The organism is Pseudomonas sp. C9D1 (assembly GCF_056491235.1).
Map to the genome: position 1 here is coordinate 1,057,451 of NZ_JBSZIE010000002.1, position 18,279 is coordinate 1,075,729.

Genomic DNA, 18,279 nt, shown 5'->3' on the forward strand with positions numbered 1-18,279 from the left:
CGCCATGGGAACCCTGAACAACATCGAATGCTTCGTCCGCAGCGCTGAGGCTGGCAGCTTTGCCGAGGCCGCACGGCGCCTGGGCCTGACGCCAGCGGCAGTCGGCAAGAACGTGGCGAAACTGGAGCGTGGGCTGGGGGTGCAGCTGTTCCAGCGTAGTACACGCAGCCTGAAACTCACCGAGGCCGGCGAGCGCTTCCTCATCGAGGTCAGCGGCGGCCTCGCCACCCTCCAGGGCGCGGTGGCCAACCTCGCCAGCGCGGGCGGCCAGCCGGCGGGCAACCTCAAGGTGAGCATGGGGCTGATGTTCGGCCGCGAGTACATCGTGCCGCTGCTCGAGGGCTTCCTCGCCCGCTACCCCGCCATCGTCCCCGACTGGCATTTCGACAACCGCCAGGTGGACCTCATCGGCGAAGGCTTCGACATCGGCATAGGCGGCGGTTTCGAGCTGCCCCAGGGGGTGATCGCCCGGCAGATCGGCCCGGGGCATCGCGTGCTGCTGGCCTCACCCAGCTACCTGGAGAAACACCCGCAGCCACAAGCGCCGGCGGACCTCCCCCAGCACGACGGCATCCTCCTGCGTTCACCGCAGACCGGCCGCGTGCGCAACTGGGTGCTGCGCAACGGCAGTGACGACCAGTCCCCCATCGACCTGCGGCCGCGCATGCTGATGAGCGACCCGGAAGCCGCCTGCCACGCCGCGTGCATGGGCCTGGGCATCACACTGGTCAGCACGGTGCACGCGGTGCACTTCATCGAGCGCGGCCAGCTGGTGCGGGTACTGCCGGACTGGCACGTGCTCTCCGACCCGCTGTGCCTCTACTTCAGCGCGCAGAAGTTGTTGCCGGCCAAGACCCGCGTCTTCATCGACCACGTGGTGCAAGCCTTCCGCGAGCAGGGCCTGGCCGAACGCTTCTCCGCCCTGGGCCCGGCCTGCGGCGGCCGGGGCTGATCGGCACCGTTGCCACTCAGGCAATAGTCATTATCGAAGTGGGTGATTTTTCCGCCCCCGGGGCCGCGGATAACCTTTGTTCATCAAAGGACAACGCCACCCCAGGGGGCCCGAAATGAATCGCCTGCTCGCCATCGCACTCGCCGCTACCACCCTCATCCTCGCCGGCTGCGCCAGCCAACCGGAGCCACGCCCGTACACCGATGCCGAGGTCAAGCAGTTCTCCCTGGAGATGCTCAACCGCGCCGGCCTGCCCTACGAGGATTACGAGAAAGTCCGCTCCGCGCTGATGAACCCCAAGGTCTCCAGCGCCAGCCGCGACTACGAGGCCGCCTTCATCCGCCGCAACGAGGGCTGAACCCGGGGCTATGCTTTGCGCTCGACCGCCTGGCCACCAGGCGGCCCCGACCGAGCGAAAGGCCCGCCCCAATGAGCAGCACCGCCTCCCCCACCGCTCATCGCGAATGCGCCACCTCACGGCTCATCGACGCACCGCCGGCCCGGGTATTCCGCGCCATCGCCAGCCCCGAGCACCTCGCCCGCTGGTGGGGCCCGAACGGCTTCAGCAGCACCTTCGAGCTCTTCGAATTCCGCCCCGACGGCCACTGGCGCTTCACCCTCCACGGCCCCGACGGCACCGACTACCCCAACCACAACCTGTTCCGCGAGATCACCCCCGACCGGGTGCTGATCGAACACCTCTCGGACGACCACCACTTTTTCCTCACCATCACTTTCACCCTGGAAGGCACCGGCACGCGGGTGGGTTGGCAGCAGGTCTTCGACAGCGCGGAACACCGCGAACAGATCGCCACCTTCGTGCTACCGGCCAACGAGGAAAACCTCGACCGCCTAACCGCCGAAGTGCACAACGTCGACTGGCCCATGGCCTAAGCGCCACAGCGCCCGCACCGCTCCCGTAGGATGGCGTAGAGCGCAGCGAAACCCATCGATGCGCCGCCAACTCAGTCCCCCAAGTCCTCATGGTGATCCGAAAACCCCTGCCGCCAGTAGGCCGCGACGCGCATCGCCTCCTTCGGCTGCCCCTTCTCCACCAGCAGGGCGCGGGTGCGGGTCATCATCCCGTGCTCGCCGGCGCCCCAGGCGTAGCCTTCGCCAGCCGGCAACTGCAGGGCCTGTACGGCGGCGACCAGTTCCTCCGGCGTATCGACCCAGCGCAGATCGAGGTTCGCGGCGCTGCGCAAATCGCGGCGGTCGGCCTCGGCCAGCTGCACGATGGCGGTGACGCGGGCGCCGGCCGGCAGCTCCTCCAGGCGGCGGTGGATCGCCGGCAAGGCGCTGGAGTCGCCCACCAGCAGGTGCCAGTCGTAATCCAGGGGGATGATCATCGAGCCGCGCGGACCGCCGATCAGCGCGGAGTCGCCCGGCTGCGTGCGCTCGGCCCATTCGCAGGCGCCGCCCTCGCCGTGCAGAGCGAATTCGAGGGTCAGCTCGCGACGTTCAAGATCGAAGTGGCGCGGCGTGTAGTCGCGGCGGATGAGCTCGCTCTGCTCGTCCACGAACATGAACTTGATGTGGTCGTCGAAGGAGGCGGAAACGAAGTCCGCCAGTTCGTCACCGCCGAAGGTGACGCTCATGAAATGCGGGCTGATGCGCTCCACGCGGAGCACGTCCAGCTCGCGGCGGCGCAGTTCGTGGCGCACGCGCTGCACGCGGCGGGTCTGTACGGGTTGGTCCATGGGCTGTTGCTCGCAAGGGATGGTTGATAACATCAACGATCATAAAAACCACTAGTTGATACTGTCAACCATATGACCACCGATACAGCCGAAGACGTCTTCGAATCCATCCACTCCGTCATGCACCTCTACCGCGCCCGGCAATACCGGACGCTGCGCGACGGCGCCCACGACCTCGCCCACATGGAATTCAAGGCGCTGAACTTCTTCGCCCACAATCCGGGGGCGACCCAGAGCGACCTGGTGGCCCACTCCGGTCGCGACAAGGCGCAGATCGCCCGCCTGATCCAGGCGTTGCGCGCCAAGGCGCTGCTGGAAGGCAAGGCCGACGAGGCCGACAAGCGCAGCATCCGGCTCTACCCCACCGCCGCCGGCACGGCTCTCCACCAGGCGGTGCGCCAACAGGGCCGACGCCTCAACCAGGTGGCGGTGGACGGCTTCAGCCAGGAGGAATGCCAGCAGTTGCTCGACCTGCTGGCGCGGGTGCAGGCCAACCTGAACGCCGAAGACTGACGCCCAACCCCCGAGGGATGCGCAGCGGCCGCCGACACCGCAGAATAGGCGCCGCGATTTTCCCCACCGGTCAGGGACGACAGATGCACGACAACGATGAAATCCAGGCGATCCGCCAGCAGCTGGCCCGCCACGCCACGCAGTTCACCGCCGGCGGCTTCCGCCCCACCCAGGCCGACGACGAAAGCTGGCTGGGCCGGGTCTTCCTGTTCCGCCCCGACGAAGGCATCCCCTGCAACGCGGCCGGGGACGCCATGCTGCCCCTGGCCCAGTTCCACCTGCCGAGCCTGCCGGTCAACCACCCGCTGCTGGCGGAGGTGCGGGTGCTGACCCTGTTCATCTCCGCCGATTTCGGTGAGCCGCTGGAGCCCATGGGCGCCCACTGGCTGATTCGCGAATACGGTCACCACGAGGTGCTGGAACGCAAGGAGCTGGCCTCACCGGCCTCCTTCATCAAGCCCTTCCCGCTCAAGGCCGAACGGCTGGACGAGGACTACCCGCTATGGGACGGCGGCGGCGTGCCGGCGGACCTGGAAGACCGCATCCTCGAACTGGAACGCCAAGGCACGATCGACAGCTACTACGACATCGTCAGCCACTGCTACGCGCACAAGATCGGCGGCTACCCGTCCTTCTGCCAGTCCGGCATCGACCCGGGCGACGGCTTCGAATTCGTCTTCCAGATCTCCTCCGACGCCAAGATCAACCTCAACGTCGTGGACAGCGGCAGCCTGATGTTCTGGAAGCACCGCAGCAGCGGCGAATGGGCGCTCTACTACGACTTCTACTGAACCCCAGCCCCCTCACCCACGGTTCATCCCAATGCAGGAACCCATGCAGGCCATCCCCCAGAAACAGATCAGGGCCCACTACGACGCCCGCACCCTCCGCGTCTACCAGGCCTACTCCGACGCCATCGCCGACAGCGCGCTGGCCCACGGCACCTTCGTCTCGCCACCCTTCAAGCTGGAGCGCATGACCTGGATAAAGCCCTCCTTCCTCTGGATGATGTACCGCGCCGGCTGGGGCCTGAAGGACAGCGGGCAGAAGCGCATCCTCGCCCTCGACATCAGCCACGAAGGCTTCGCCTGGGCCCTGGCCAACAGCTGCCCCAGCCACCCGGAGCCGGGCCAGGGCAAGGAGGAATGGGAGCGCATCAAGAACGCCTCGCCGGTGCGCATCCAGTGGGACCCGGAACGCAACCTGCACCTCGAGCCGCAGCCCCACCGCGCGATCCAGATCGGCCTGGGCCCGGAGGCTTCAAAGCGCTACGTGGGGCAGTGGATACAGGGCATTACCGAGGTCACCGGCCTGGCCCATGACATCCACGCCCTGGTGCAAGCCGGAGAGCTGGAAGAGGCGCGACGCAGGCTGCCCGAAGAGCGCGAATACATCCCTTGAAACACCTGCTCCTCCAACCCGGCCGGCGGCGTGCGGCAGCGGGTTAGCGTCGTCACGAAAGCCGTCTACGCTCACCCACGACCCGCCCGCCATCCACTTCAGGAGGACACCACCATGGCATTGCGCATCAACGATCTGGTCCCTGACTTCAAGGCCGAAACCGACCAGGGCAGCATCAGCTTCCACGATTGGATCGGCTCCAGTTGGGCCATCCTCTTCTCCCATCCCAAGGACTTCACCCCGGTGTGCACCACCGAGTTCGGCGCCGTGGCGCAACTGGCCGCCGAATGGACCAAGCGCGGCACCAAAGTGATCGGCGTCTCGGTGGACGGGGTGCAGGCGCACCAGAAGTGGAAGGGTGATATCGAGACGTTCTGTGGCGCCAACGCGACCTTCCCGATCATCGCCGACGAGTCCCTGGCCGTGTCCAAGGCCTTCGACATGCTGCCCGCCGAGGCCTACCTGCCCGATGGCCGCACCGCCGCCGACACCGCCACCGTGCGCTCGGTGTTCATCATCGGCCCGGACAAGAAGCTCAAGCTGTCCATGACCTACCCGATGTCCGTGGGCCGCAACTTCGCCGAGGTACTGCGCGCCCTCGACGCCCTGCAGCTGACCTACAACGTGCCCCTGGCCACCCCGGCCAACTGGACCGAAGGCCAGGACGTGATCGTCGCCCTCGCCCTCAATGACGACCAGGCCCGCGAGAAGTACGGCAGCATCAACATCAAGCTGCCCTACCTGCGCACCACCGCCGCGCCGAAGTAGGTCCGCTCCACCCGGTGGTAGCCCGGGCTTCAGTCCGGGGCCACCGTCCCGCTCCTGCGCCACACGCTCGCCACCCAGGGCTGCTGCTCCCGCGGCAGGCCCGCCGGGCGGTAGTAATGCTCCAGCTCCTCGAACCCCGCCGCCTCCAGCAGCGCCTTCCAGGCCGGGAAGTCGTGCCAGGCGCCGTAGCGGTTGCCGCTCCAGCCTTCCTGGTTCTGCCCGCGCGGGTTGGAGCTGAACAGCACCCCACCCGGCTTCAGCGTCGCGTGCAGTTGGCGCAGCACCCTCGGCAGCTCCTGCCCCGGCACGTGGAACAGCGTGGCATTGGCGAACACACCATCGAAGCGTTCGGCCGGCAACTGCAGGTCGAGGAAGGACTGCAACCACACCTCGCAGCCGGAATCCGCCCGTGCCATCTCGACGAAGCGCTCGGCGCCGTCCAGCCCCACCGGCGCGTGGCCCAGGGCGCGGAAGGTGCGCAGGTCGCGCCCCGGCCCGCAGCCGAAATCGAGGATGGCCAGCGGCGCCGGGCCGTGGATATGCCGCAACAGGGCCTCGATGTTCTGGCTCACATCATGGTCGCGGGTGTTCTCGCGGAAGCCATCGGCGTTCTGGTTGTAGTCCTCCAGCGTGGTGGCGCTGAGGTTGGCGAGCTCATCGGGCAGCAAGGGCATGGGGGTCTCTCGTGAGATAGGCCCGGGGATTCTACCCGCCCCCGCCACCGCGCTCACCGCCCCTTTAAATGACGAACGACATCTATGCGACGAATAATATTACGCATATCATCCAAACAATCGCAGGCATCCCCGAGAGTGCAGGACCATGAACCGACACGCGCTGAACCTCCGCCCCCTGGCCCTGCTGGCAGCACTGCTGGCCATCGGCGGCTGCAACAGCCAGGCCGACACCCGGGCCGCCGCCAGCGGCCCGCAGCCGCGCCCGGTACTGGCCGCCCAGGTGGAAAGCGCCAGCCGCCACCAGGCCGCCTACACCGGCGTGGTGGCAGCGCGCACCGAGAGCGACCTGGGCTTCCGCGTCGGCGGCAAGGTGATCGAGCGCCGCGTCGACCCCGGCGCCCGGGTGGCCAAGGGCGACACCCTGCTGGTGCTGGATATCGAGGACTTCGAGCTGGCCCTGCGCGCCGCCAACAACCGCGTCAGCGCCGCCCGTGCGCAACTGCGCCAGGCCCGTGACGACGAAAGCCGCTACCGCCGCCTGTCCACCACCGGTGCCGTGTCGCGCCAGGTGTTCGACCAGGCCGCCACCAACCTGCGCGTGGCCGAGGCCGAACTGGCCGCCGCCAGCTCCGAAGCCAGTCAGGTGCAGAACCGCCGCAGCTACTCGACCCTCAAGGCCGATGGCGACGGCATCATCACCGACGTGCGCGTCGAGCGCGGCCAGGTGGTCGCCGAAGGGCAGATCGTCGCCCGCCTGGCCCACGACGGCGCCCGCGAAGCGGTGATCGACCTCCCGGAAACCCAGCGCGCCCTAGCCGGCAGCAATGCCCTCGCCTACCCCTTCGATGCCCGCGAGCAAGCGGTGAAAGCCACCTTGCGCGAGCTCTCCGCCTCCGCCGACCCGGTCACCCGCACCTACCGCGCCCGCTACATCCTCGATGGCGCCGCCGAGCGCTTCAGCATCGGCTCCACCATCACCGTGCGCTTGCAGAGCGAGCAGGCCGAGCTGCTGCGGGTGCCCATCGGCGCCCTGCACAACCCGGGTTCGGGCAGCGGCGTCTGGGTCATAGGCGAGGACGACAGCGTGCACTTCGCCGCCGTGAAGGTCGCCCGCCTCGGCCAGGAATACGCCCTGCTGGAAGGCGGCGTGAGCAGCGGCCAGCGCGTGGTCGCCCTCGGCGCGCACCTGCTACACGAAGGCGACAAGGTGCGCCTGCTGCCCGGCCAGGCCCTGGCGCTGGCCCGCCAGAACGACGAGGTGCGCTGAGATGCGCGGCCTCAACCTCTCCGAAATCGCCGTACGCAACCCGGCGGTGACCCTGTTCCTGATCATCGCGGTGATCCTTTCCGGGGTCTTCGCCTTCGGCAAGCTCGGCCGCGCCGAAGACCCCTCCTTCACCGTCAAGACCATGACCGTCACCGCCGCCTGGCCCGGCGCCACCGCGCGGGAGATGCAGGAACAGGTCGCCGACCGCCTGGAGAAGCGCCTGCAGGAGCTGGACTTCTACGACCGCGTGGAAACCATCGCCCAGCCCGGCTTCGTCTCGATGAAGGTGCAGTTCCTCGAATCCACCCGCCCCGGCGACATCCAGGAGCTGTTCTACCAGACCCGCAAGAAGCTCAGCGACGAGGCCGCCCGCCTGCCGCGCGGCGTGCAGGGCCCGTTCTTCAACGACGAGTATTCCGACGTCTACTTCGCCCTCTACGCCCTGGAAGCCAAGGCCCTGCCCCACCGCGAGCTGGTGAAGATGGCCGAGGACCTGCGCCAGGGCTTCCTGCGCCTGCCGGGGGTGAAGAAGGTCAACATCCTCGGCGAGCAGGCCCAGCGCGTGTTCGTCGAATTCTCCTACCAGCGCCTGGCCACCCTCGGCATCAAGCCGGAACAGATCTTCGCCGCCCTGGCCGCGCAGAACGGCGTCTCCCCCGCCGGCTTCGTCGAAACCGCCGGGCCGCGTGCCTACATCCGCATCGACGGCGCCTTCGACACCCTCGCGCTGATCGAGAACGTGCCCATCGCCGCCGGCGGCAAGGTGCTGCGCATCGCCGACGTGGCCACCGTCAGCCGCGGCTACGAAGACCCGGCCAGCTACCGCATCCGCCACCAGGGCGACCCGGCGCTGATGCTCGGGGTGATCATGGAGCCGCACTTCAACGGCCTCGACCTGGACCGCACCCTGCAGGCCGAGGAAGACCGCATCCACGCCGACCTGCCCCTGGGCGTGAGCTTCGACAAGGTCTCCGACCAGGCAAAGAACATCCGCCTGGCGGTGGACGAATTCATGCTCAAGTTCTTCGTCGCCCTGGCCGTGGTGATGCTCATCAGCCTGCTCGCCCTGGGCTTCCGCGTGGGCCTGGTGGTGGCCGCGGCGGTGCCGCTGACGCTGTCCATCGTCTTCGTGATCATGCTCATGACCGGCCGCGAGTTCGACCGCATCACCCTCGGCGCACTGATCCTCTCCCTCGGCCTGCTGGTGGACGACGCCATCATCGCCATCGAAATGATGGTGGTGAAACTGGAGGAAGGCTTCGACCGCATGAAGGCCGCCACCTTCGCCTGGAGCTCCACCGCCGCGCCCATGCTCACCGGCACCCTGGTGACCATCATCGGTTTCCTGCCGGTGGGCTTCGCCCGCTCCGGCGCCGGGGAATACGCCGGCAACATCTTCTGGATCGTCGGCTTCGCGCTGATCGCCTCCTGGCTGGTGGCCGTGGTGTTCACGCCCTACCTCGGGGTGAAGATGCTGCCGCGCATCGTTCCCGTGCCTGGCGGCCACGACGCCCTCTACGCCGGCCCCTGGTATGCGCGCCTGCGCCGCCTGGTGAGCGCCTGCGTCGAACACCGCTGGCTGGTCACCGCCCTGGTGCTCGGTGCCTTCGTGCTCTGCGTGCTGGGCATGGGCGCGGTGAAGAAGCAGTTCTTCCCCAACTCCGACCGCTCCGAGCTGATCCTCGAGGTCTACATGCCGCCGGGCAGCGCCTTCAAGGCCACCGAGGCGGTGGTCGCCCAGGTGGAAACCGCGCTGCTGGAAGAGCCGCAAACCAAACTGGTGGACGCCTATGTCGGCGGCGGCGCTCCGCGCTTCTTCCTCTCGCTGAACCCGGAGCTGCCGGACCCGGCCTTCGCCAAGCTCATCGTGCAGACCGCCAGCGCCCACGACCGCGACGCCCTCAAGGCGCGCATGCGCGAACGCATCGCCGCCGGTGAATTCCCCTCGGCGCGGGTGCGCGTCACCCAGTTGCTGTTCGGCCCGCCGGTGCCCTTCCCCGTGGTGTTCCGCGTGGCCGGGCCGGACGCCGACGTGCTGCGCGGCATCGCCGAGGACGTGCGCCAGGTGGTGGCCGCCAACGCCCTGACCCGCGACAGCTTCCTCGACTGGGGCGAGCGCACCAGCGCCTACCGCCTGGTGCTGGACCAGGACCGCCTGCGCCTGCTCGGCTTCACCCCCGACCAGGTGCGCAGCCAGGTCAACGCCCTGCTCACCGGCAACACCGTCACCGAAGTGCGCGAAGGCACCCGCAACGTGCTGGTCGTCGCCCGGGCGCTGGATGACCAGCGCGAAAACCTCGGCAACCTCGCCGACCTGACCCTGACCAACGCCGCCGGGCAGTCCGTGGCGCTGGAACAGGTCGGGCGCTTCCAGGCGGTGATGGAAGACCCGGTGCTCAAGCGCCGCGACCGCGACATCACCTTCGAGGTGCGCGCCGACATCGTCGACGGCACCCAGCCGCCGGACGTGGAAATGGCCGTGTGGCGCGACCTGCAACCGCTGCTGGCGCAGCTGCCGTCCGGCTACCGGGTGGAGATCGCCGGCCCGGTGGAGGAAAGCGCCAAGGCCAACAAGGCCCTGGCCGCGCTGTTCCCGATCATGATCCTGCTGACCCTGGTGGTGATCATGTTCCAGGTGCGCTCCTTCGGCGTGATGTTCATGGTCTTCGCCACCGCGCCCCTGGGGCTGATCGGCGCCGTGCCCACCCTGCTGCTGTTCGACCAGCCCTTCGGCTTCAACGCCATCCTCGGGCTGATCGGCATCGGCGGCATCCTCATGCGCAACACGCTGATCTTCACCGACCAGATCCGCCAGAACCGCGAGGCCGGCCAGGAGGTGCGCGAGGCCATCATCGAAGCCACGGTGCGCCGCGCCCGCCCGGTGGTGCTCACCGCCCTGGCGGCGGCGCTGGCCTTCATCCCGCTCACGCTCTCGGTGTTCTGGTCGTCCCTGGCCTTCGTGCTCATCGGCGGCGTGCTGGTCGGCACCCTGCTCACCCTGCTGTTCCTGCCGGCACTCTGCACCCTGGTGCTGGTGCGCAAACCCCGTCGCCCACCGGAGGACTCCCCCATGGACGCCACCCGCCGTTCCGGCCTGCTGCTCACCCTGCTCGTCGGCCTCTGCGGCCTGGGCGAGGTTTCCACCCAACTGCTGCTGCCCAGCCTCGCCGCCATCGAGCACGGCTTGGCGGCCGCGCCCGGCTCATCCCTGGTGGCGCTCTCGGTGTTCGTCGGCGCCTTCGGCGTGGGCCAACTGTTCTTCGGCCCACTGTCGGACCGCATCGGCCGCAAGCCGGTGCTGCTGGCCGGTGTCGCCACCTATGTGCTGGCCTCGCTGTGGATGGCCTTCGCCCACTCCATGCCGGAGTTCATCGCCGGCCGCGCCCTGCAGGGCCTCGGCGCCTGCGCCGCGCTGGTGGTGGCACGGGCCATCGTGCGTGACGTGTGGCGTGAAAAAGCCGGGCCGGTCATGGCCATCACCGTGATCGGCATGCTCTGCACCATCATGCTGTCGCCGGTCATCGGCGGTCTGATCGCCGCCAAGGCCGGCTCCTGGCGGGCGGTGGTGGTGGCCACGGTGATCATCGGCATCGTCGCCCTGCTCGCCTGCACCCTGCTCTACCGCGAAAGCAACCAGGCCAAGGACCCACTCGCCGGGCGCCTGGCCACCCTCGCCGGCAACTACCGAGAACTGCTCAAGGGGGCCGAGGTGCGTGCCTTCTCCTTCGCCATCGCCGGCACCTACGGCGCCATGTTCTGCGTGATCGCCGGTTCCTCGCGGGTGTTCGTCGGCCAGCTCGGCCTGAGCCCCACCCAGTACGGGCTGGTCTTCGGCGGCATCGTCTCGGGGTTGATCACCGGCGCCATCCTCAGCAACCGCCTCATCATGAAGCTGGGCCCGGCGCGCCTGGTGGGCGTGGGCACGGCGCTGGTGGCCACCGGTGCGCTGATCACCCTCGCCATCCTGCTCGCCGCCGGCCCTTCGGTGCCCGGCCTGCTGCTGCCGCAGGTGCTGCTCACCCTCGGTGCCGGCATGGTGCTGCCCGGCTCGGTGGCCGGCGCGGTGATCCCCAACCCGACCCGCGCGGGGCTCGCCGCCGGCTTCATCGGCTTCGCCCAGATGGCCGGCGCCACCCTCTCCGGCCTGCTGCTCAGCGCCCTGCAGAACGACAGCGCGCTGCCGATGATCGGCCTCAACGTCACCTTCGCCGTCGCCGCTTTCGGCCTGTTCCGCCTCGCCCGGGCGCACCAGGCACGCGCGGTGGCGCTGGCGACGGACTGAGGGCGATTCGCGAGCAGAGCTCGCTCCTACGGGATGCAGTACACCTGTGGGAGCGGCTGAATGGAAACAAAAGAATCGGGTGACGCGGGCCCGCCCCGGAGCGTTGGAAGGGGCCAGCATGCTGTCACCCGAGGTCGCGCGACCGTGCGCGAAGTGATCGAGCGGGTGCGATCAGCGTTCTTCGTACTTCTGCAGCAGGATGTACTGCACGCCGCCGTTCTTGTGGCCACAGCTGGCGCAGGCGGCCTCGTTGGTCTCCCCGGCTTCCATGTGGCTGTTGCAGCCGTTGATCTCGCGGCCGCTGTTGGTCACCACGGTCCAGCAGATGGCGGCGGCGGTGCTGCCGTTGTTGGTGATGCGGGTGTAGCCCGAGCCACCATTCGGGTAGGAGCAGGCCTCCATGTGCACCGGGTAGGCCTTGTGGGTCCAGCCCTCGCAAATGTCTTCATCCGCCTGGGCGTAGGTCGCCACCCCGGCCAGCACCAACAGGCCCAACGCAATTTTTCTGATCATCCTTCTCCCCTCCAGAGCACGTCTGGTCGATGCCGTGGGCGCCACTGCCCACGGCCAACGGCATTCTCCGGGAAGCCTGTGGCAGCGCACATCACCAGAATTGGCTATGCGCCTGTTTACCCGGCGCGGCCGGCTGAAGAATAATGGCCATTCGCCAATATCGAGCGGCACCGAGGTTGGAAGCATGGATGTCTCTGAACCCTTGGGCCTGGGCCCGCTGATCGCCAGCATCTATGAGGCTGCCCTGGACAATGGCCGCTGGAACGCCTTCCTCGCCGGTTTCGCCGCGCGCCTCGACTCCCACGCTGCGATGATCTGGGGCCACGACTTCAGCGACCGCAGCGCCGAGATCGACAACAGCACCGGCTCCATCGCCACCTTCACCGGCATCGACGCCCAGGCGATGGCGGACTTCGCCGAGTACTACTGCCAGCGCAACGTCTGGATGGAAGACCCGCTGAAGCATGGCGAGGGCCATGTGGTCACCTCCTCCAGCCTGTTCCCGGACGACCAGCTCAAACGCACCGAGTACTACGCCGACTGGCTGCGCCACCAGGACTTCTTCTATTCATCCGCCGCGGTGGTGTCCAAGCGCGAGGACCGCTCGCTGAACGTCACCGTGGTGCGCTCCGAGCGGGTGGGCATCTTTCGCGAGGAAGAACTGCAGGTGATCTCCGCGCTGATGCCGCACCTGCAGGCCGCCTTCGCCCTGCACCGCCGGCTGCACCGGCTGGAGGCGCTGTCCCAGGCCTCGATGGCGGCGCTGGAGACCAGCCCCTTCGGCATCATCCTGCTGGACCATCGCGGCCGCGTACTCCATGCCAACAGCCTGGCCCACGGCCTGGCCAACCGCTCCGGGCTGCTGCGCTTCGGCCCTGCCGACAGCCTGCGGGCCACCTACGCCGCCGACGACAACCTGCTGCAACAACGCCTGTTCGGCGCCCTGCGCACCGGCGTGGGCGCCACGGGCGACGGCGGTGGTGCCCTACGTTTGCGCGGGCTGGAAGGCGCCCAGCTGGACGCCGTGATCGCGCCCCTGCCCAGTTGGGCCTCGCCCTTCGGCGAGCGCAGTTCGGTGGTGGTCTTCCTCAGCGACCCCGGCGCCGTGATCGGCTCCCTGGCACCGATGCTGCGCGCGATCTACGGCATGACCCCGGCCGAAGCGCGGCTCACCGAGGCCCTGGTCAACGGCCTCACGCCCCAGGAATACGCCGAGCGCCAGCAGGTCTCCCTGCACACCGTGCGCGCCCAGTTCAAATCCGCCGCCGCCAAGGCCGGCACCAGCCGCCAGGCCGACCTGGTGCGCATCGTCCTCACCGGCCCCGCCGTGCTGCGCTGGCAGGCCAACGGCATCGTCCCGCCGCCGACCACTTAGGCAGACCCCGAACCTGTGGGAGATTCTATGTCAACCAGCCGTAGCGTCCCGGTGTCGGTACGGCTGTTGGCTGGTCATCAGGGCAAAGGCGATTCTGGCCAGTTTCCGGGCGAGGATCGTTAGGGCCTCGGTCTTCTTCAAACCCCGCTGTAAATAAGCTTGATAGCGTTCTTTCCAGGCCGCTGTGCGACTGGCGGCCATAGCGGCGTTATGCAGCAGCCGTCGTATCTCCGGATCCCCCTGCTTGGTCAGCTTGCGCCGGCCGATGTAGCGCCCCGATTCCCTGACCCGGACATCCAGCCCGAGAAAGGCGATGAACGCATCGCTACTGCGGAAGGTGCCCCGCAGGAAGGCCAGGTTCAGCGCAGCAGCGGTGATCGGGCCAACCCCTTCGATCTCCTGGCAACGTTGTGCCTGCGCGCTCAAGCCGGCCTCTTTCAGCGTGGATTGCAGCGCCCTGTTGAGTGTCCGCTCCAGGTCTTTCATCTGCTGCAGGACGGGCTTCAATGCTTCCGCCAGTTGGCGATCCTGGGCGAAGCTCAGGCGCAGAGCCGTCGTTACTCGCACCAGGGTGGCGCGACGGTGCAACAGGGCCTGCAGCTTGCGGTACAGGCGGCTCGGCGGCGCCCAGGGGTGCAACTGCTTCTGTTCATGAGCCAGGTAGCGGGCCAGCAGACGGGCATCGCTCAGGTCGTTCTTGACCCGGCCACCGATGCCTTTGCGGTAGTTGCTCAGGCGGTAACCATCGATCACGTAGACCCTGTGGCCACGTTTGTGCGCCAGCGTGGCGACGGCAACGTGGTAGGTGTTGGTGGCTTCGATGGCCAGGCTGCAACCTGCAGGCAGGCTCTTGAGCCAGGTGGCGATAGCGTGCGGCTCATTGATGAGCTCGCTGGCCTGCTCCAGATCTGCTCGATACAGACTCAGACTGTCTTTGGCGACATCGATACCGATTACGGTGCTCTGCATTGTCATGACGAACTCCCAGGGCCAAGATGGAATGACCTGTCGGGGGCTCACGATGGCGCAGGCTTGCAGATATGGTCGGTCTCGGGGGCGGACCTGAGCCGATGGATTCCTTATCGGCGCTTGCAGTGAGGTGAGGGGCGGGAGAAATCTCCCACGGTCTGGCTTGCAGAAGCGATTTCGCTCCCTCCGCCCCCCGACAGGTTCCACCCTAGGACATACAAGCGAATTCATTCGCGATCGGGCTACACCCCGGCTTCGTAGGTTGGTGTCGAGCGCAGACCGTAGCCCGTAGGGCGGGTGAAACCCGCGTGGACCTATGCACGGTCATTGTCGGGTTGCACCCGACCTACAAGAACTCCGGGTTTCCATGTGATTCCGCTGGTGGATGATGAAGCGCCATCCACCCTACACAGCGGTCAGCCCCGGCGCGGGATTGGGGTCGCGCCGTAGGTTGGCGCCGAGCGCAGCGAGGCCCAACACAGCGATGTCCGGCCTGGCGACGTTGGGCTTCGTACCTCAGCCCAACCTACCGAGCACCGCGCGCCCCGGCAGATCGTAGGGCGGGTGAAACCCGCGTGGGCCTGTGCACGGTCGTTGTCGGGTTGCACCCGACCTACGAGGGCTCCGGGTTTCCATATGACTCCGCTGGTGGATGATGGAGCGCCATCCACCCTACGCAGCGGTGTCAGGCCGGCACCGTCGCCTTCATCGACTCACGCTCGGAGAAGGCGGCGAAGAAGCGTTCCAGCCCCGGGTGGCCATTGCGCCAGCCCAGGTCGGCGAAGCGGAAGTCGAGGTAGCCGAGGGCGCAGCCCACGGCGATCTGGGCGATGTCCACCGGGCCCTGGAGCTGCCCGGCGATGGCTTCCAGGGCGTCCAGCGCGCGGTGGATCTTGCCCAGTTGGCCGTCCTTCCATTCCTGCCACTGCAACGCCTCGGGGCGGATGGCGCCCTCGTAGCGCACCAGCAGCGCCGCATCCATCAGGCCGTCGGCCAGGGCCGCGCGGGTCAGGCAGGTCCAGCGTTCGCTGCCGTGGGGGAAGAAGGCGTCGCCGCTCTGCAGGGCATCGAGGTATTCGCAGATGACGCGGCTGTCGAACAGCGCCTCGCCCTCGACGGTGATCAGCACCGGGATCTTGCCCAGCGGGTTGGCGCGGTTGACCTCGGCGTTCTCCTTGATCGGCAGCACGGCGGTGTCGAGCATCTCGATGCCCGCAGCGAGCCCGGCCTCCAGGGCCAGCACCCGGACCTTGCGGGCGAAAGGCGACGCTCCGGCATAGATCAGTTTCATCACGCAGTTCCTCCTGTGCGCGGGCCGGCTCGGTTGCCGGCATCCGCTGTGGTTGCAACTGGACCACCACCGACGGCGCCGGTAGCATCCCCGCCCATCGCGCCCGGGAGCTGCCCATGGTCATCGACAGGAAAATCAAACTGGACTCCGCCGACATCAGACGCCTGGACGATCTGGATGTCGCGCTGGAGTTGCTGCACTTCGGCTTCCGCGGCCTCACCGTGGACGCCGACGCCTACCTGGAAACCCTCGGCCTGTCGCGCGTGCACCATCGCATCCTCTACGCCATCCGGCGCGTCGACGGCATCAACGTCGGCGAACTGGCCGCCCTCCTCGGCGTCAGCAAGCAGGCACTGCACCGCCCGCTGACCCACCTCTTCGAACGCGCCCTGGTGACCCAGCAGCGCGACCCGGAACAGCATCGCTACAAGCGCCTCTCCCTCAGCGCGGAAGGCCATGACGTGGAGCACCGCGCCACCGATCTGGAGCGCCGGGTCATCCGCGCCGCACTGGACACCACCGACACGGACGGCCGGATCGCCTGGCACTCGGTCATGCAATCCCTGGCCGCCCGCCTCGACTGATCAGCCCGCCGTGGTGATGCGCTCGCGCACCACGATGCACTTGGCCAGCGGCTGGATCAATGCCTCGGTCGCTTCCTCCCAGGGCACCACGCTGGGGCTCACCAGCAGCGGGTCGCAATGCCCCTGCTCCACCAGCTCCAGCACCCTGGGGATGTGCGGGCGCACGCTGCAGGCGCCTACCGAGAGGGTGACGTCGCGCATGTACATGCCGAACAGCGGGATGGCCGGGTCCTCGAAGATGATGCCGATGCACGAGCAGTGCCCGCCCGGCGCCAGCGCCAGCAGGCCGGTGCGCAGGGCCTGCGGGTCGCGGGTGGCGGACACCACCAGGTCGTAACGCTCGTTCAGCGCGCCGTCGGTGCCGTTGCGCAAGGTGGCGCCGCTGCGCACGGCGAGGTCATCGCGGTAGCCGTCGCCATCCAGGTAATCCACCTCGGCCGCTCCGGCGGCGCGGGCCATCTGCACCGCGAGAATGCCCAGGCTCTCGGTGCCGCCCACCACCAGTACCTTCGCCTCCTCCCGCGTCGCCAGCGGGCGGCTGGTGGCCACCCAGGCATCGGTGAGGTTGTCGCTGGCGCTGGCCACGGCCACCGGGTCCAGCCCCGGCGGCAGCACCACCAGCATGGCGTCGGCGAAGGGCACCCGCACCACCTCGGAGAACAGCCCGCCCCAGTGGCCGCCGGCCGGCACGCCATAGGCCGCGTGGCGGGCGACGCCGGTGCAGGCCGTGCTGCGCCCCGCCAGGCACTGGCGGCAGGTGCCGCAGGCGATCTTCCAGGGCACCGAGACCAGGTCGCCGCGCTTCACCGTGGTCACCTGTGGGCCCACTTCCAGCACCTCGGCCACGCACTCGTGGCCCAGGGCGAAGGGCGGCTTGAACGGCGTCAGCCCGGCCACCAGGCGCCGATCGAGGTCGCAGGAGGCCGAGGCAATGGGCCGTACCAGCGCCGCCAGCGGCGAATCCAGCACCGGTGACGGTGCCTCCTCCCAGGCCAGGCGCCCCGCGCCCTTGACGATGAGTTCGCGCATGGCTCAGTCCCGCACGTTGAAGGTGGTGGTGGCGCGGGCGCAGAGCTTGCCGGCCGCGTCGCGGATATGGGCGTCGCACACCGCCAGGCTGCGGGTGCGCTCCACCAGCCAGCCCTCGACGCTGTACAGCTCGCCGACCTTGAGCGGGCGCAGGTACTTCACGCCCAGGTCCACCGTCGAATAGGGCGTGTCGGCAGCCAGAGTGGAGAACAGCGCCAGGGCCGCCGCACCGTCCAGGCAGGTGGCGGCGAAACCGCCGTGCACCGCGTTGGCCGGGTTGAGGTGGCGGGCATCCGGCCGCGCCTCGATGAAGACGCGTCCGGGCTCCACGCCCACCGCCTTCATCGCCATGGTGTCGCCGATGGCGGGTGCGGGCAGCTTGCCGGCGATCGCCGCCTGGAGGAGTTGCAGGCCCGAAGGCAGGGTTCTGTTGGGGGTATCGGTCATCACAGGGCTCCTGGCTCTGCCGGGGTCGGCGAGCGATTGCGGGATGGAGGGCCGGCAGCCCTCCACAGGGCCAGCGCGAGGGAATCGCCCTGCAGCCCGTGGACGGACGATACGTGAGCGCCAACCCTCAAATCAACATTGTTGATATGACAAAAAAGAAGGCATTCCGGCAAGGTCGACAGGGCTCTGGAACGGGCGTTTCCGCCATCTGCCGCAACACACTGGCGTTGACGCCCGGGCGTGTGGATGGTCATATGCGCGCCGTTCCAGGTGTCCCACGCCGTCGTGCGTGGGGTGAAACGGGAAGCCGGTGCGTCCTCAGGACCAGTCCGGCGCTGCCCCCGCAACGGTAAGCGAGCGCTGCATTCGAAACGCCACTGTGCACCTGCATGGGAAGGCGAATGCCGCGTGATCCTCGCAAGCCCGGAGACCGGCCTGGAGCATCGATAGGCAAACCCGCGGTGGGCGGGCACGGGCCGGTTTTCGCTTGGGCGCTCGCGCCTGCGCACGC

At 68.2% G+C, this 18,279-nt stretch carries 18 protein-coding genes, 1 pseudogene and 1 riboswitch; of the genes and pseudogenes, 12 read left to right on the forward strand and 7 right to left on the reverse strand.

Features of this window, described 5'->3' with window-relative positions:
* Positions 1-4 precede the first annotated feature (4 nt).
* From ACXI0U_RS13105 to ACXI0U_RS13115, 3 genes are all read left to right on the forward strand, one after another.
* Positions 5-952, forward strand: coding sequence for a LysR family transcriptional regulator (locus tag ACXI0U_RS13105; RefSeq protein WP_350446525.1), 948 nt, complete (start codon positions 5-7; stop codon positions 950-952).
* A gap of 115 nt (positions 953-1,067) precedes the next feature.
* Positions 1,068-1,310: a hypothetical protein gene (locus ACXI0U_RS13110; RefSeq protein WP_021222218.1), complete on the forward strand. Its 243-nt coding sequence runs from the start codon at positions 1,068-1,070 to the stop codon at positions 1,308-1,310.
* A gap of 71 nt (positions 1,311-1,381) precedes the next feature.
* A complete protein-coding gene (locus ACXI0U_RS13115) occupies positions 1,382-1,846 on the forward strand; it encodes an SRPBCC family protein (RefSeq protein WP_431482160.1) in 465 nt (154 codons plus the stop codon).
* A 71-nt stretch (positions 1,847-1,917) separates the two neighbouring features.
* Here ACXI0U_RS13115 and ACXI0U_RS13120 read toward each other — a convergent pair whose 3' ends face one another.
* The gene (locus ACXI0U_RS13120) at positions 1,918-2,652 is read right to left on the reverse strand and encodes a siderophore-interacting protein (RefSeq protein ID WP_479550363.1); all 735 of its coding nucleotides are present in this window, start codon (positions 2,650-2,652) and stop codon (positions 1,918-1,920) included.
* A 72-nt stretch (positions 2,653-2,724) separates the two neighbouring features.
* Here ACXI0U_RS13120 and ACXI0U_RS13125 point away from each other — a divergent pair, with 72 nt between their 5' ends.
* The 4 genes from ACXI0U_RS13125 to ACXI0U_RS13140 all read left to right on the forward strand — a co-directional run bounded on the left by ACXI0U_RS13125 (position 2,725) and on the right by ACXI0U_RS13140 (position 5,334).
* Positions 2,725-3,165 (forward strand): MarR family winged helix-turn-helix transcriptional regulator, encoded by a 441-nt coding sequence (locus tag ACXI0U_RS13125; RefSeq protein WP_479550364.1) that lies wholly within the window; start codon positions 2,725-2,727, stop codon positions 3,163-3,165.
* Between the two features lie 83 nt (positions 3,166-3,248).
* Positions 3,249-3,956 (forward strand): DUF1963 domain-containing protein, encoded by a 708-nt coding sequence (locus ACXI0U_RS13130; RefSeq protein WP_479550365.1) that lies wholly within the window; start codon positions 3,249-3,251, stop codon positions 3,954-3,956.
* 43 nt (positions 3,957-3,999) lie between these two features.
* Complete coding sequence (locus ACXI0U_RS13135) at positions 4,000-4,566, forward strand: DUF4291 domain-containing protein (protein WP_479550366.1); 567 nt, start codon at positions 4,000-4,002, stop codon at positions 4,564-4,566.
* 114 nt (positions 4,567-4,680) lie between these two features.
* A complete protein-coding gene (locus ACXI0U_RS13140; RefSeq protein WP_479550367.1) occupies positions 4,681-5,334 on the forward strand; it encodes a peroxiredoxin in 654 nt (217 codons plus the stop codon).
* A 29-nt stretch (positions 5,335-5,363) separates the two neighbouring features.
* Here ACXI0U_RS13140 and ACXI0U_RS13145 read toward each other — a convergent pair whose 3' ends face one another.
* Complete coding sequence (locus ACXI0U_RS13145; RefSeq protein ID WP_479550368.1) at positions 5,364-6,008, reverse strand: class I SAM-dependent methyltransferase; 645 nt, start codon at positions 6,006-6,008, stop codon at positions 5,364-5,366.
* 148 nt (positions 6,009-6,156) lie between these two features.
* Here ACXI0U_RS13145 and ACXI0U_RS13150 point away from each other — a divergent pair, with 148 nt between their 5' ends.
* The 3 genes and pseudogenes from ACXI0U_RS13150 to ACXI0U_RS13160 all read left to right on the forward strand — a co-directional run bounded on the left by ACXI0U_RS13150 (position 6,157) and on the right by ACXI0U_RS13160 (position 11,560).
* Positions 6,157-7,278: an efflux RND transporter periplasmic adaptor subunit gene (locus ACXI0U_RS13150; protein WP_374980494.1), complete on the forward strand. Its 1,122-nt coding sequence runs from the start codon at positions 6,157-6,159 to the stop codon at positions 7,276-7,278.
* Between the two features lies 1 nt (position 7,279).
* Positions 7,280-10,330 (forward strand): annotated as a pseudogene (locus tag ACXI0U_RS13155) (efflux RND transporter permease subunit); the annotation flags it as partial.
* Between the two features lie 18 nt (positions 10,331-10,348).
* The gene (locus tag ACXI0U_RS13160; protein WP_479551097.1) at positions 10,349-11,560 is read left to right on the forward strand and encodes an MFS transporter; all 1,212 of its coding nucleotides are present in this window, start codon (positions 10,349-10,351) and stop codon (positions 11,558-11,560) included.
* Between the two features lie 171 nt (positions 11,561-11,731).
* Here the strand turns inward: ACXI0U_RS13160 and ACXI0U_RS13165 are convergent, their stop codons facing one another.
* Positions 11,732-12,073, reverse strand: coding sequence for a hypothetical protein (locus ACXI0U_RS13165; RefSeq protein WP_148304319.1), 342 nt, complete (start codon positions 12,071-12,073; stop codon positions 11,732-11,734).
* 184 nt (positions 12,074-12,257) lie between these two features.
* On the opposite strand from ACXI0U_RS13165, the gene ACXI0U_RS13170 reads away from it, so the two are divergent.
* Positions 12,258-13,448, forward strand: a complete 1,191-nt coding sequence (locus ACXI0U_RS13170; protein WP_479550369.1) for a helix-turn-helix transcriptional regulator — start codon at positions 12,258-12,260, stop codon at positions 13,446-13,448.
* A gap of 30 nt (positions 13,449-13,478) precedes the next feature.
* Here the strand turns inward: ACXI0U_RS13170 and ACXI0U_RS13175 are convergent, their stop codons facing one another.
* Both ACXI0U_RS13175 and ACXI0U_RS13180 read right to left on the reverse strand, forming a co-directional pair.
* Positions 13,479-14,423, reverse strand: coding sequence for an IS110 family transposase (locus ACXI0U_RS13175; protein ID WP_431482168.1), 945 nt, complete (start codon positions 14,421-14,423; stop codon positions 13,479-13,481).
* A gap of 679 nt (positions 14,424-15,102) precedes the next feature.
* Positions 15,103-15,708 (reverse strand): glutathione S-transferase, encoded by a 606-nt coding sequence (locus ACXI0U_RS13180; protein WP_479550370.1) that lies wholly within the window; start codon positions 15,706-15,708, stop codon positions 15,103-15,105.
* Positions 15,709-15,824: 116 nt separating this feature from the next.
* Between ACXI0U_RS13180 and ACXI0U_RS13185 the strand changes: the two genes are divergently transcribed.
* The gene (locus ACXI0U_RS13185; RefSeq protein ID WP_184489495.1) at positions 15,825-16,292 is read left to right on the forward strand and encodes a MarR family winged helix-turn-helix transcriptional regulator; all 468 of its coding nucleotides are present in this window, start codon (positions 15,825-15,827) and stop codon (positions 16,290-16,292) included.
* Here the strand turns inward: ACXI0U_RS13185 and ACXI0U_RS13190 are convergent, their stop codons facing one another.
* The gene (locus ACXI0U_RS13190) at positions 16,293-17,321 is read right to left on the reverse strand and encodes a zinc-dependent alcohol dehydrogenase (RefSeq protein WP_479550371.1); all 1,029 of its coding nucleotides are present in this window, start codon (positions 17,319-17,321) and stop codon (positions 16,293-16,295) included.
* Between the two features lie 3 nt (positions 17,322-17,324).
* The gene (locus ACXI0U_RS13195; RefSeq protein WP_479550372.1) at positions 17,325-17,768 is read right to left on the reverse strand and encodes a PaaI family thioesterase; all 444 of its coding nucleotides are present in this window, start codon (positions 17,766-17,768) and stop codon (positions 17,325-17,327) included.
* 251 nt (positions 17,769-18,019) lie between these two features.
* A riboswitch (cobalamin riboswitch) is annotated at positions 18,020-18,221 on the forward strand.
* Positions 18,222-18,279 lie beyond the last annotated feature (58 nt).

Coding starts and splice junctions, on each gene's coding strand:
- ACXI0U_RS13195 (WP_479550372.1), bottom strand. CDS start 17,768: ATGACCGATACCCCCAACAGAACCCTGCCTTCGGGCCTGCAACTCCTC.
- ACXI0U_RS13125 (WP_479550364.1), top strand. CDS start 2,725: ATGACCACCGATACAGCCGAAGACGTCTTCGAATCCATCCACTCCGTC.
- ACXI0U_RS13180 (WP_479550370.1), bottom strand. CDS start 15,708: ATGAAACTGATCTATGCCGGAGCGTCGCCTTTCGCCCGCAAGGTCCGG.
- ACXI0U_RS13140 (WP_479550367.1), top strand. CDS start 4,681: ATGGCATTGCGCATCAACGATCTGGTCCCTGACTTCAAGGCCGAAACC.
- ACXI0U_RS13115 (WP_431482160.1), top strand. CDS start 1,382: ATGAGCAGCACCGCCTCCCCCACCGCTCATCGCGAATGCGCCACCTCA.
- ACXI0U_RS13135 (WP_479550366.1), top strand. CDS start 4,000: ATGCAGGCCATCCCCCAGAAACAGATCAGGGCCCACTACGACGCCCGC.
- ACXI0U_RS13185 (WP_184489495.1), top strand. CDS start 15,825: ATGGTCATCGACAGGAAAATCAAACTGGACTCCGCCGACATCAGACGC.
- ACXI0U_RS13145 (WP_479550368.1), bottom strand. CDS start 6,008: ATGCCCTTGCTGCCCGATGAGCTCGCCAACCTCAGCGCCACCACGCTG.
- ACXI0U_RS13170 (WP_479550369.1), top strand. CDS start 12,258: ATGGATGTCTCTGAACCCTTGGGCCTGGGCCCGCTGATCGCCAGCATC.
- ACXI0U_RS13110 (WP_021222218.1), top strand. CDS start 1,068: ATGAATCGCCTGCTCGCCATCGCACTCGCCGCTACCACCCTCATCCTC.
- ACXI0U_RS13130 (WP_479550365.1), top strand. CDS start 3,249: ATGCACGACAACGATGAAATCCAGGCGATCCGCCAGCAGCTGGCCCGC.
- ACXI0U_RS13150 (WP_374980494.1), top strand. CDS start 6,157: ATGAACCGACACGCGCTGAACCTCCGCCCCCTGGCCCTGCTGGCAGCA.
- ACXI0U_RS13175 (WP_431482168.1), bottom strand. CDS start 14,423: ATGACAATGCAGAGCACCGTAATCGGTATCGATGTCGCCAAAGACAGT.
- ACXI0U_RS13165 (WP_148304319.1), bottom strand. CDS start 12,073: ATGATCAGAAAAATTGCGTTGGGCCTGTTGGTGCTGGCCGGGGTGGCG.
- ACXI0U_RS13190 (WP_479550371.1), bottom strand. CDS start 17,321: ATGCGCGAACTCATCGTCAAGGGCGCGGGGCGCCTGGCCTGGGAGGAG.
- ACXI0U_RS13160 (WP_479551097.1), top strand. CDS start 10,349: ATGGACGCCACCCGCCGTTCCGGCCTGCTGCTCACCCTGCTCGTCGGC.
- ACXI0U_RS13105 (WP_350446525.1), top strand. CDS start 5: ATGGGAACCCTGAACAACATCGAATGCTTCGTCCGCAGCGCTGAGGCT.
- ACXI0U_RS13120 (WP_479550363.1), bottom strand. CDS start 2,652: ATGGACCAACCCGTACAGACCCGCCGCGTGCAGCGCGTGCGCCACGAA.